8 protein-coding genes are annotated in these 14,095 nt (G+C 34.7%); 7 read left to right on the forward strand and 1 reads right to left on the reverse strand.

Features of this window, described 5'->3' with window-relative positions:
* Positions 1 to 440: 440 nt before the first annotated feature.
* Positions 441 to 2,696 (forward strand): FUSC family protein, encoded by a 2,256-nt coding sequence (locus HJ01_RS16960; RefSeq protein ID WP_007139742.1) that lies wholly within the window; start codon positions 441 to 443, stop codon positions 2,694 to 2,696.
* Between the two features lie 353 nt (positions 2,697 to 3,049).
* Here HJ01_RS16960 and trhA read toward each other — a convergent pair whose 3' ends face one another.
* Complete coding sequence (gene trhA / locus HJ01_RS16965; RefSeq protein ID WP_007139743.1) at positions 3,050 to 3,697, reverse strand: PAQR family membrane homeostasis protein TrhA; 648 nt, start codon at positions 3,695 to 3,697, stop codon at positions 3,050 to 3,052.
* A gap of 455 nt (positions 3,698 to 4,152) precedes the next feature.
* On the opposite strand from trhA, the gene HJ01_RS16970 reads away from it, so the two are divergent.
* The 6 genes from HJ01_RS16970 to HJ01_RS16990 all read left to right on the forward strand — a co-directional run.
* Complete coding sequence (locus HJ01_RS16970; RefSeq protein WP_007139744.1) at positions 4,153 to 4,875, forward strand: SDR family oxidoreductase; 723 nt, start codon at positions 4,153 to 4,155, stop codon at positions 4,873 to 4,875.
* Positions 4,876 to 4,969: 94 nt separating this feature from the next.
* Positions 4,970 to 5,386, forward strand: coding sequence for a nucleotide triphosphate diphosphatase NUDT15 (locus tag HJ01_RS16975; protein WP_007139745.1), 417 nt, complete (start codon positions 4,970 to 4,972; stop codon positions 5,384 to 5,386).
* Positions 5,387 to 6,281: 895 nt separating this feature from the next.
* Positions 6,282 to 10,769: a LamG-like jellyroll fold domain-containing protein gene (locus HJ01_RS16980; RefSeq protein WP_007139748.1), complete on the forward strand. Its 4,488-nt coding sequence runs from the start codon at positions 6,282 to 6,284 to the stop codon at positions 10,767 to 10,769.
* Positions 10,770 to 10,823: 54 nt separating this feature from the next.
* Positions 10,824 to 11,840, forward strand: coding sequence for a hypothetical protein (locus HJ01_RS16985; protein WP_007139749.1), 1,017 nt, complete (start codon positions 10,824 to 10,826; stop codon positions 11,838 to 11,840).
* Between the two features lie 12 nt (positions 11,841 to 11,852).
* The gene (locus HJ01_RS18095; protein WP_410500983.1) at positions 11,853 to 11,942 is read left to right on the forward strand and encodes a hypothetical protein; all 90 of its coding nucleotides are present in this window, start codon (positions 11,853 to 11,855) and stop codon (positions 11,940 to 11,942) included.
* A gap of 382 nt (positions 11,943 to 12,324) precedes the next feature.
* Positions 12,325 to 14,095 (forward strand): HYR domain-containing protein (locus tag HJ01_RS16990; protein WP_040474117.1); only part of this gene is annotated, 1,771 nt, incomplete at its 3' end.

A 14,095-nucleotide genomic window follows, 5' to 3' on the forward strand; every position in this document is an offset into this window, starting at 1 on the left:
TCAAATATCACCAATCATTAAGCAAAAAAGGTATAAATGAAATATAGTTTTTCATGGATGCCTTTTCTGTTTAGCCAAATATTTTAATTTCTAGAGCTCCGTCTAAAAACGAAATATCGACTGACTTTAATGGTATAGAAAAACAAGCCATTTTATATCGTCGAAAATATAAAGATTCCTTTTTAGCTTTTTTTATTGTTTGCTGTTAGGTATAAGTAAAATTCTTAAAGATAATTACAAAGAGAAAAGTGAACTCCCTCAAAAAAGACGACCAAACAGAGCTGGATATTGGCAATAATGTGGGAAATCAGTCTACTTCTAAAAGGTTTATACAACCAATTTACATTCTGCGATTCTTTAAAATGTACCAACTAAAATAAGCTAACGAGACCATACTTCACCACAATTATTCTACCTTTAGAATAAAATTATAAAACTGCTTGAAAGAAAAAATCAAACAATTAGAATTATTTTTAAAAAGCTCCAGCTTTGACCGAGGAATTCGTATTGGATTTGGGATTGCTGTACCACTTACAGTGCTCTATTTTTTAGGGTATTTTGAATATGCTCTAGCTATTGTCGTCGGTGCTTTTTTAAATGCGCCAGGCGACATTCCGGGAAGTATCAAACGTAAAGTCAATGCCATTTTAGTCAGTATTGGATTAACAATGGTTATTACAGCTTTAATCCTATTTTCAAAACCTTTCCTACCCCTTTTATTGGTCGCGCTTGCAATTATTACGTTTGCTGTGTCGCTGCTTTCGGTTTATGGTTTTAGAGCGTCTTTAGTATCCTTTTCTGGCTTATTGGCAATGGTAATAGCAATTGCCATTCAAAAAGAAACAGCGTATGATATTCTAGTTCAAGTTGCCTTAATGGGAGTTGGAGGTCTTTGGTATTTAGTTGTATCCTTTATTTTTCAAAAACTTGCGCCTGTAAAAGATCAGAATCAACTATTGTCAGATACGCTTCTCCTTATTGGTGAATACCTAAAAATACGAGCCAAATTATTAACAAAGAAAACCGAGCGCGACAAATACCTTAAACAAAGCTTAGTCCTGCAACATCAAATCAACGAAAAGCAGGAAACACTCCGAGAGACACTGCTTACCGCACGTAAACGTTCCGGACGTTCACATTATGAAGAAAAGCAACTATTAATCTTACTCTCTTCTATTAATATCTTCGAATTGATAGAAGCTAAACATTTGGATTATAAAATGATCGATACTGTTTTTGGCGAGCACAAAGAATTTCTAAGAGCTTCCAAAAATCTGAGCAAAATCATGGGCAACCACCTCATCCGTTTGTCTGAATTATTGATTCAAAAAGATAAAATACCAAATAAAGATAGTCTATTAAGTGCATTAGCAGAAGCCAACGAATCTATCAAAAATTACGTCGATACCGTCAAATTACCTGAAGCGCGTGAAGGTGCTTTAGTATTGAAAAATCTATACGATTATCAAGAGCAACTGCTACAAGAAATCAGAGCTATTAGACGTGTAATGGCCAATGTCAAAGAGGCTTCTAAAGTATCCTTAAAAAGACAGGATTCGAGTCAGTTTTTAACGCTTCAAGAATACAGACTAAATGTACTTGTTGAAAATTTCAGTTTGGATTCCACGATGTTTAGACATTCATTGCGCCTTACCATTGCAGTAGTATTTGCCTATCTGTTAGGCTTTCTTTTTGAAATCCAAAACACCTATTGGATTTTGCTGACCGTCATTGTTATTATGCGACCTAGCTATGGTCTAACCAAAGAGCGATCCAAAGATCGTATCATCGGCACACTCATTGGTGCGGCAATTGCTGTTGGTATTGTGCTGCTTACTCAAAATGTAGTGGTTTATGCAGTATTGGCATTTGTTTCATTGGTATTCGCATTTGCATTGATTCAGCAGAATTATAAGTTTGCCGCCGCATTAATAACCATTAGCATCATCTTTGTGTATTCCTTAATCAATCCTGATGCCTTTGAAGTGATTCAATACCGCGTCATCGACACTATCATTGGAGCCACTATCGCTGTCGTTGCTAATTATATACTTCTGCCAAGTTGGGAAGCCAATAATCTAAAACAGGTACTTTTGAACGCTTTAAAAAGGAACAAAGAATATCTTTTAGCAACACAAGAGCTGTATCAAAATTCTTCAAAAAACAAAGTATCCTATAGTTTAGCACGCAAAGAAGCATTTCTTGCTATCAGTAATTTAAATGCTGCCTTCCAGCGATTAACCCAAGACCCAAAATCGAAACAGAAAGAATTTCAACTGATTTATGAAATTGTGACGCTTAACCAGACGATGGTTTCTGCGATCGCATCCATTGGTAATTTTATCAGTAATCATCAAACCACTCCTGCTTCTATAGAATTTAATGTACTAATCAAAAAAATCTCCAATACGCTACAGATGTCATTCGATAGTTTAGATGATACTCAAATAAAGAAAAAAGTCGCTAAAGAACCTGCTGAAGATGCAGAGGAAAAGTTGTTGGGTAAATACCAGCAATTATCAAATTTGCGAGATGAAAATATTAGATTAGGACACACCGAATTAGATACCGAAACGCTTCATGGTCTTCAGGAAGCTTATTTGATTGCCAATCACATGACCTGGCTAAAATCCCTTTCAGAAAACCTACAAAAGGCAACGGAACGCTATCGTTCAGCTATTGTAGAGGAGCAATAGCAATTTTATTTGGTTTTAGACAATAACTCCCAACCTAATTTTCAGTACTACAGCACTTCCTCTCTAACTGAATTTGGCAGTTGTCAATATCATCTTTTATCTACTTTAGTATATATTCAGTCCTCATCCTATTTGATAACTTGAATTACCTAAAAACGAAAAAAATAACTCATAATTATAAGATAGTTATTTCTTATCACTGCCGCTTTCTAATATTTGGTTTATCCTACGTCGGAATTCGAACTTCCTTTTAATCGAATATCAATTGGTTTTTGTTTACAATTAACCTCTTCATTGCCACCATTAAGCTTGACTCTTTTGTTTTCTGACAAACAACCGAATTCATTTTAGAATCAATTGGACGCAACCGCCATTAAAATGGCTACGTAATGGCAAACAGCAGCTGCGAGCACAAAAAAGTGCCAGACAGCATGGTTGTACCGATATTTCTTCCACAAGTAAAAAACAACACCTATAAGGTAAAGTCCGGCTCCAATTAGGATCATTGTCAGGATATTAGAGGGAATACTTTCAAAGAAAGTACGTCCGCCAACAACCATAATCAAACCCATTCCTATGTAAATTATCGTAGAAAAAATCTTCCATTTTCCTATAAAAAAAATCTTATAAATGATGCCCAATACGGTAAGACCCCACAAAACCGATAGCAAGGTTATACCAAAAGAATTAGGCATATACATTAGTAAAAACGGTGTGTAAGTACCCGCTATCAAGAAATAAATACTGATGTGATCAAGAATTTCAAGTGTGCGTTTTGCCTGAGCATGCTGAATTCCGTGGTAGAGTGTAGAAAAAGTAAAAAGTTGTAAAAAACAAAAGCCATAAATAGCCGCACCAATAATACCAGAAGTGTTATCACTTTTAATGGCAAATGCGATTAGGATAGGAATACTTACAATACCAAAAATAATTCCAAAACCATGTACGATACTGTTTACGAGTTCTTGCCTGATTTGTATATTTGAATTCTGAGTTTGCATAAAATTGATTTGATAAGACGTATTGTTTTAACCCCTTTTTTGTAAAATTACTCAAATCTAATCCTAACTTAGGTCATATGGCTATCTAATTTACCGTTTCCTTACTATCTATTCTGCTTCCAAGAAGTCTCCTCCCCCGCTCTAGGATGTATCCGTTCGTCTGGTTATTCCTTGCTCCCTTACAAAGTAAATTCACTAACTAAGCCCTCGACCGCCAATGAAAAATGCAATAGGAAAAATACGCCACCTCCTTCAGTTCAAAATCAAAGAAATTATCTCGATCCAATTATAACGTTGTAATAAAAGTCATGTATATTTGAAATGAATTAAGAATGTTATTTTGCATGTAGTTTCCCCAAAATAAGATGCCACATGACGCAATAAAATATAAATACAAATTGGTGGTCAATAGCTAGAAACAAGACTCATTAATTGTAAAAAAAACAAAAGAGAAGATGAAACTCACAAACAACAAAATTTTAATTACCGGAGGAGCTAGTGGAATTGGCTTAGGGCTTACCGAGCGATTTATTAATGAAAACAACACAGTAATAATATGTGGCAGAAGGAAAGACATACTAGAAGATGTTGCCCGCAAGCATCCAACTGTTATTACAAAAGTGTGTGATTTATCAGTTGAAACAGAACGTATCACTCTCTACAATTGGGTTGCTGAAAATCATCCAGACTTAAATGTTCTGGTAAATAATGCCGGCATTCAAAATTGGATGTCGATTTCAGATACTGACTTTTACCAAAAGGCAACAAATGAGATTAACACAAACGTAGTAGCTCCCGTTCATTTAACAACACTCTTTATTAATTTAAAGTCCCTAGACACTATTATCAACGTAACATCCGGTTTAGCCTTTGTTCAACTATCAAAAGTGCCTGCCTACTGTGCTACAAAAGCTTTTTTCCATTCCTTTACACTTTCCTTAAGGCACATGCTAAAATCAAAGAATATTGAAGTAATTGAAATGATACCACCAGCACTAAATACAGACCTTGGTGGCAAAGGAATACATGATGGCCAGCCAGCTGTTTCCGATTTTGTAAACGCAGTATTCCAGCAAATGAAAGAAGGCAAAACAGAATTAACCTTTGGTTTTAGTGAAATAATGGCAAAAGCAACACCAGAGGTGATCCATGAAACTTTTAATAAAATGAATCCCTAAATTACAGACTATTCATTCTCTTTATAAACAGCTATACAAGAAAGCCGGCCCATCGCTATGCTACAAAACGTCGACCAATTAAAAAAAACGGTAAATGGAAAACAGACCCAAAGTTGGTATTGGAGTAATTGTAATTAAAGACAACAAAATCCTCCTTGGTAAAAGAAAAAATGCACATGGCGAAGGAAGCTGGTGCTACCCTGGGGGCCACTTAGAGTTTGGGGAGTCCTGGGAGGAATGTTCCCGCAGAGAAGTTCGAGAAGAAGTAGGGATTGAAATTAAGAATCTTCGCTTCGGAACCATTACCAACGATATTTTTGAAAATGAACATAAACATTATATTACAATCACAATGATCTCTGATTTTGATTCCGGTGAAGTGAAACTAATGGAACCCGATAAATGCACCCAATGGGAATGGTTTGAATGGGATAATTTACCCTCACCCCTTTTCTTAGCAACAATCAACCAACTTAAAAAAGGCTTTAACCCTTTTAATGGTAAAGTATAAAAGATAATTCCAACTGCCTGGATTATACCTTGGTACTAGTTTTTGCATTCCGCTATTTATAGCGGCTTATGAAATATTATAAATTGAGTCAGACAGAAAGTAAAAGCGAAAACAATACACCAAACCGCACGCTTTTTAATAAAACATACCATTGTAAGGCAAAAAAGAGGCTGAAATTAGGAGGGAAATTAATTCATAACCCTTAAACAACAATTACTTACTATTTTTTGATAGCACTTTCAAAAGTGAAAATATTTTTTGAACAGGAGTACAATTAGAGTGAGGAATCTGCAAACAACTGTGTTATTTCTGATCGTTCCTTATAAAACTCCTATCAAAATTTATTGGAATAAATGATACGTTTCCAGTACTACTTGTCGAAAAATTTAACGTCAATATTCGTGTTTCTTTCTACATTTCTTTTTGACCTTAAGAAATATATGCCTTCTTTAAAAATTTTAAAATGCTTTATTTCAATTCCAACCCCCATTTTTAAGGCTGAAAAACATTTCGAAAGGAAATATACAATAATTTACTATTGTCTTATTTCTAGAAATAAAATACTACGATCTGCTTTATTTCTTAGATATACGACTTCGACTAATATACAAAATACTTCCTTGGTCACGAACTCCAATTCCTCTTAGCTCCCAAGCTATTTTTTGATGATAAATCAAAATTAGGGGGCTATAGAAACACACTTATTGTTTTATATTACTTAACTTACTTTTCTTTGTTATTTGATACTTTTAATCGAATTTAATTACCTTTAATCGGATTTAATTAAATGTTTTATTACTTTTAATCTACCGAATTGAATAGTATAAAGATATTATAGTTACGAATAGATATGAAAAAACTTTACTTAAAAAAGACAATTTCAAAATTATACTTGTTGATAGTAGCAATATTATTTTCGCTTGTATCCACAAATATAAAAGCCCAATCATTAACTACGCCACAGGTCGATTTTTCGCAAAGAACTTCCACCGCTTCTCCTTTGCAAACAATTTATAATGTAAAAGGAGATTTTACAATGCTGGGCAACACTAACTTGACTCTTGCAAATTATAGAGACAATTATAATAATGAAAGTAGGTTCATGAACTATGTCGATATTGATAGTGACCCTACAACTTTAAATTCATCTATGGCTTCACTTGAACTTTCAAATTCAGGAGAAAATAGCGCAAGTCAAAATTGTTCTACTGTCATTTATGCAGGGCTTTATTGGACAGGCAAATCCAATGATAATAACGAATCATTTTCGGTTACGAAAAATTCAGTCACAAAAAACTACAATAAGAACTCTATTTCACTAAAAGGTCCATCTGCCACAATTTATACTACAATAACCGCAAAAACAAACGGAGCCAATACTGACATTCGTTTTCCTGGTTCTTCTCAAAGCGGTATTTTTATTGGTTATCAAGAAGTTACCGACTATGTAAAATCTAATGGACCAGGGGCCTATACTGTTGCTGATATTGCATTAGTGGAAGGAACAAACAATAACCCGGGTTACTCTGGAGGCTGGGTGATGATTGTTGTTTATGAAAACCCTGTAATGAAAAGTCGTGCTGTAACTCTTTTCGATGGTTACGCTTACGTAAATGGACAACGTTCTGGAGGAGGTGAATACGGAACAATTCCTATTTCAGGATTCACTACTGTGGGAGCCGGGCCCGTAAATATGAAACTGGGCGTAATGGCAGCTGAAGGTGATGTAGCTACAAATTCAGGAAGTGATTATTTAGCTGTACAAAAACTTAATGCAAATCCAGCTGTTTATAATACTACTAACTATTTGACACTAAGCCACGCGAACAACACAACATCTAATTTCTTCAACTCTTCTATATTCCCAGTCCCGGCTGCCGGGAAAAGCAACCCCATTTTACAAAATAACACTGGAGTTGATTTCAGTATGTTTACAATTCCAAACACTAGTAACTCAGTTATAGGAAACAATCAAACTTCCACCACTTTTAGATTTGGTTCCACTTATGAAGTATACACTATTTTCGGTTTTGCCATGTCTGTAGACTCCTATATTCCGGAACCTAAGGGATTAATTAGTGTAACATCAATCAATAATGTCCCTAATCCCCCGGTTTTAAATGTATCCCCTGGAGAATCCATTAATTATAATCTAGATATTACCAATGAAGGTTCTGAAGCTACAAACAATACTATAATTTCAATCCCCATTCCTGCTACAGCAATATTCAATCCTGGAGGAGCTATAACATATAATACATACAATGGGTTTACAACCCCCAATACACCATATTTTGATTCAGCCACAAATAAAATTATTTGGAATTTAGGCACACTACCTGTAACACCTGGTCATCCTGAATATGTTTATGCCGATTTAAGTTTTAACCTAGATGTAACAACTGATTGTGATATAATATTAATGGCTGGTTGTAGTCCCGAAGTCTCATTAGAAACAGGAACTATAAAAGGTACAGGTGCCATTTCAGGCTTACAGTTTACTAAATATTTTTTTCAAGGTTATGATGAAAGTATATGTCATTTACCAATTACTGGTTCAATTAAAGTAGCTATAAACGCAAGCTCTTGTTTGTCTAGTATGGCCGGTCCGAATCAAATTGCTTCTTGCGGAGGAGAATCTGTTACTTTGGGAGCATCAACAGCAAAAACAGGAGTATGGTCAATCGTTAGTGGGCCTGCAGGAGGTGGTGAAATTTTTTCGAATGTTTCTAGCTCCACTTCAGAATTCTACAGCCCAAATATTGGTGAATATACATTAAGATGGACTACCAATTGCGAAACAACTGATGATGTCTTGGTAAGTTTTGCCAACTGTAATATTTTAAATTTTGATGGAATTGACGACAACGTTACTTTTAAAAATAATTATAGTTTAAATTCTGGTTCATTCAGTATAGAAACCTGGGTAAAATCAAATGTGACTAGTGGAAATAAACAAACTATTTTATCTAAACGCCTAGGTTCAAGTACAGCAAATGGGTACGATTTAAAATTGGTAAATAACATTATCTCCTTTAACTGGAATAATGGTAAAACAATTGCCTCCAAATATCCTATTAATACGGATAGATGGTATCATGTTGCTGTGACTTATAATGGTTCAGCTTATAAGTTATATATTGATGGAATATCAGTACAAAATGCAGTTAATGGAGTTAATCCAATACTTAATAACGCAAATTGTATACTAGGAGCGATGGACCAAACTAATGGAGTTCCATTCAACTATTTTAATGGATGGATGGACGAGCTACGTATTTGGAAAGTAGAATTGACAGTTGATCAAATTAGACAAATGATGAACCAAGAAATACAAAACAATGGCGGAAATGTCAAAGGAGCAATAGTACCATTAGACATTCCTGATTTAACTTGGACTAATTTAGATGGCTATTACCAAATGAATCCTACCAATGATATAGTTGACGGATATGTATTAGGTAAATCTGTATCAGCTATAAATGGAAAATTACGAAATATTGGTACGCAACAACCTGACACAGCACCTTTGCCTTATACATCAAGAGTTAGCGGACAAGACTGGTCACAAGATGATACTTGGACGTATTATGACGTTTGGGATGTTCCTAATAGCTTAGCAATAGATGGTGTAACAAGAATAGATTGGAATATCGTTAAAACGGCTCATAACATTAGCTCTACTGAAAACAAAACTGTTTTAGGTCTATTGGTGAACAGCAATATGATAAGCGCTGTTAATGATTCGAAAATTGAGGTTTCTAAATATTTAAAACTTGATGGCAAGATAGACTTAGTTGGAAAATCGCAATTAATACAAACTGAAGGAAGCTTATTAGAACCAAACAGCGGCGGTTCTCTTGAAAGGGATCAACAAGGACAATCGAACAAATACAATTATAATTATTGGAGTTCTCCAGTTAGCCCTATTAACACAACTGCCAACAATACCAATTATACTGTTGCGAGTGTATTAAGAGATGGAACTAATCCAGCTTCACCAGCCATTATAAAATGGGTCGCAGGCTATGATGGATCACCCACATCTCCAATCAGCCTAGCCCGCTATTGGATCTACAAATTTGACAATTATGCGAACGCATATGCAAACTGGGTTCGAGTTGGCGAAACTGGTTCGGTTCGAGTTGGACAAGGTTTTACTTTAAAAGGCAGTGGAGCTGCTGGAACTACTCAAAACTATACTTTTGTTGGAAAACCAAATAACGGAACAATAACAGCCAACACTGTCAGTTCAGGCCAATTGTTATTGGCTGGAAACCCTTATCCTTCAGCATTGGATTCCAAAGCATTTATCAATGACAATTTAGATTCTATAGATGGCTCGCTCTATTTTTGGGAACATTACACAACCAATAATACTCATGTTTTAAGAGATTATCAAGGCGGATATGCTGTAAGAAATTTAACCGATGGAGTCCCTCCTGTATCTCCACCTTTAATTAGCGGCCTAGGATCTAGCACCAAAATACCTGAACAATTTATTCCGGTGGGGCAAGGATTCTTTTTAAGTGGAAAATCAGGATCTGGCGGAACTATTACTTTTAAAAATAGTCAAAGAGCTTTCTACAAAGAAAATGAAATTGAGGTTTCTAATACTATGTTTAAATTCGCACACAATATAAAAAAGCAAAAAGGAGGAGAAAACAATAATAGTGCTACATCAATAAAAGATACTTTTAAGAAACTTCGTCTAGGGTTCAATTCAAATAACAACTATCATCGCCAAGTGTTGATTGGTTTTATGAATGAAAATGCGACTAGCGGAATGGATTATGGCTATGACGCTTATAATTTTGACACCTTTCCTAATGATATGTATTTTCTGAATGGAGAAAACAAATTAGTTATTCAAGGTGAAGGCTTTTTTGATGAGAATGCTATTTACCCTATTGGAGTAAAAGCTGATACTCCCGGAAACGTAAAATTCATGCTTGATGAACTTGAAAATTTCGACAAAAATCAAAATATATTTATTTATGACAACACTGACAAAAGTTATCATAATATACGCAATGAAAGTTTTGAAGTGATGATTCCAAAGGGAGAAAACAACAATCGATTTTCATTATGTTTTAAGGATAAAAAAGAGAAAGAGGTAAAAGAAAATAAAAAACCTAAAAACCTAAAAATGAGTCACCTTCAGGGGAAAAATGTTTTTTTAATCGATAATAGTTCACAAGAAACAAGTCTAAAAAAGGTAACTTTATATAATATGAATGGCCAATTGATTGCAACATGGGATATTGAGGATCAATCGCTACAAAATATCCAGCTACCCCTTAAAAACCTAAGCTCGGGCGTGTATATTGCAAAAATTCATACCTCCTCAGGAGAATTGAGCAAAAAAATTATTATTCCATAAAATGGATACTTACATTGAAAAAAAACAGAAAACTGCCCTAAAAGGCAGTTTTTTTTGTCCCTACGCAAAGCAAATTTGACAGAAAAAAGAACCTATGATATATCGGACTATGTTGGACAAAAAGATCTGAGAATAAAATTTACATTCAAAGGAACTACAATAAATAGCACATCGGCTTTAGATCAAATAAAAACACCATCTCATCCCGCAGGACCCGGTATTGTATGGACTGATGAGAACCAAAACGTAATTGGAAACACAATTACGCATTCAGAAACCCCACTGTCTCTTGGTTTATATAACTATGCGGTTACCATGTTTTTAAATGGTTGCGTTTATGATATTACACCTAGCAATACAGTCTATATACCCGTAGGACAAGGCTTTTTTGTTAATGCCTCTTTAAACTCCACTGTACGTACAACTACAACAATAGTTCAAGGTGGAACTCTGAGTTTTAAAAACAGCCAAAGAAAATTCGAAAGAAAAAGTTCTGGTAATTCACTATTCATAAAACAGACTAAAAACACTAAATCAAAAGAAGACGAAAAAGACATCAGATTAAAAGTCAGACTAGGGTTTGAAAGCACTACTGGATCGCATCGACAACTATTAGTTGGCGTTGAGAAAAACACTTCGAATCAATTTGACATTGGTTACGATGCCCCGATGTTTGTCACTAGTAAAAATGATATCTATTGGGAATTAGATGATAATAAGTTTGTGATTCAGGCAGTCCCTAATTTTAATAATGACCAAATAATTCCTTTTGGGCTAATCGTTGTAAATACAGCTAACGCAACTATCAAAATTGATGAGCTAGAAAATATACCTCAAAGCCTACCAATTTATTTGTGCGATAACCTGACAAGTATTTATTATGACATAAAAGATAATCCTTTTACAATTTCCCTAGCTATTGGAGAATACAAAAGTCGTTTCTCTTTACGCTTTTCTGACAAAACACTCAACATAGAAAACAACTTTCTCGAAGTAACGGTAGACAAAATTTTCCTTTTTAAGATGTTGGGTAAATCCATTGCAAATTGGGCTGTAAAAGAAAGAAAATAGAATAGCATTCAAATCCCAATAAAAAATACGCCTTCAGGGATCTATATTGTAAAACTAAAAACTACAAATGGGGATTTCAGTAAAAAAACAATTACCCCCTAAGCTTTGAATAAAAGTTCTTAAGCTCAAAAAAACTGTCCAAAAAGACAGTTTTTTTTGAGCTCAATTCTAAAAGAAAAACTATTTTGTAAGAAATTAACATTACTAAATCAAGTAGTTTATCGATTAAATATTCATTTCATCGGTTTAAAGAAAAATAAATAAACAAAACCCATATTAAAAATCTATCTTTTTGGCATATAAGCCTTACATTCTACATTTAAAACTTAATAAAATGATTTCAGAAGCAACAAATTCATTAGTTTTTCTTATTAAAAAAAAATGAACAAACAATAAAAATCATTTTATCCCTCAAATCTTCATAGCTTTTTCTACATATATTTTAAAAAATTATTCTTTTTTTTAATTCAAAAGTGACACTTTTATGGCAAAAAAATACTTTTTCATACCCCTCCTATTTATATCTTTTTTATTCAGCTACGGTCAATCATCAACTGGTGACTTTCAATCAAACACTAGCATTACTTCCGATTGGAGTTCCAATACTTCTTGGGAGACCTATGATGGGTCAAATTGGATTGTTGCATCAACTTATCCAGGAGAAAACCCAGGTACTTATACCGTAACTATACAAAGCGGACATGAAATAATAATTTCATCTAATCTTTCCACTACCTCAATGGGGCATGTAATTGTAAAAGGCACTTTAAATTTAAATCCTAATACACTACCTAATACAATTAATTTAAATACAACTTCGTTAAATATAGATGAAGGATCATTAAAATTTAGCTCAAATAAAGTTAGACTTAACCTTCCTTCTGCAGCAATAATAACTTTAGAAAACAACGGGAACTTCGCCGGAAGTTGTACAATTACTGATGAAATATACATTGACACTAGACTATATCCAACCTGTTTAACTGGGGCGTCAAAAATATACACTTTAGGAGAAATCCTTCCTTCTGCAGGAAATGTAAATGTTAATATCACTGACCCTGCTACTGATCCTGTAAACTCTAGTACTTGTACAACAATTAATTTAACCGGTGGTTACAGTGGTACAGATACTGGTGTTACTTATAAATGGATCCTCAGAGATCCCAATGGATTAAATACAACTATAATTTCTGGCTCCTTAGATAGTAGCGCAAAAACAACTTCGACCTCTTTTACACCGTCAACAATTGGTCAGTATCTAGTTTCCCTTGAAGTTACTACTGCGACTTTGGCAACAAATATTGAAACTCGAACTTTTAATATCACTGATACTAGCAATCCCGTTTTAACTCCCGAAGCCAATCAAGAAGTAATTCTTAGTGGAAGTTGTACCGCAACGATTCCGAATCTTGTCGATGGCTCTTCTGCAACTGATAATTGTGCGGGAATAACCATTTCGCAAACTCCTCTTGCAGGAGCTACTCAAGCCGCTGTTCATAATGAAACTATTAATGTGACCGTAACTGCCACTGATGCCGCCGGAAATACCGATTCTAAAGTTGTGGTTATTACAGTACTTGACAATATTACACCAACTATTTCCTGCCCAAGTAATTTAAATCTGAATGTTGGCACTGGCACTTGTACCGCTTCGGTAGCAACAATAAGTCCTACAACGGCAGATAATTGTAGCGTAACTAAATTAACTTGGACTCTTGCTGGAGCAACCACTGCTGCTTCTGCCGCAACTGGTATTAATAATTTGGGCACTCAAATATTTAATTTAGGTATCACAACTGTAAATTATAGAGTTGAAGATGCTGCAGGCAATTTTGCTACCTGTTCCTATACTGTAACGGTTTCTGACAATCAAGTACCTGATATTAGTTGTCCAATAGCAACAAACGCTGATCGAAATGTAAATACTGCTGATTGTACCTATACCGCGGTTGGAACAGAATTCAATGCCACGGCTACTGATAATTGTGCAGTAACATCTTTAACTTATGAACTAAGCGGTGCTACTTCTGGAACCGGAACTAGTCTTAATGGTATCGTTTTTAATAAAGGAATAACTACGGTAACTTGGTCTGTAACTGATGGAATTAATGCAACTATAAACTGTGATTTCACTGTAACAGTTGTTGATTCTCAAAATCCTACAATTGCAACTTTAACCGCAATCAACGTCAATGCCGATTCTGGACTTTGTACCTATGCCAGTTCCCAATTAACTAAACCAACAGCTTTGGATA

The organism is Flavobacterium frigoris PS1 (genome assembly GCF_000252125.1).
Classification (GTDB): domain Bacteria; phylum Bacteroidota; class Bacteroidia; order Flavobacteriales; family Flavobacteriaceae; genus Flavobacterium; species Flavobacterium frigoris_A.

Bases quoted from the DNA above. Each gene is read 5' to 3' on its own strand.
- trhA (WP_007139743.1), bottom strand. From the start codon at position 3,697: ATGCAAACTCAGAATTCAAATATACAAATCAGGCAAGAACTCGTAAAC.
- HJ01_RS16975 (WP_007139745.1), top strand. From the start codon at position 4,970: ATGGAAAACAGACCCAAAGTTGGTATTGGAGTAATTGTAATTAAAGAC.
- HJ01_RS16970 (WP_007139744.1), top strand. From the start codon at position 4,153: ATGAAACTCACAAACAACAAAATTTTAATTACCGGAGGAGCTAGTGGA.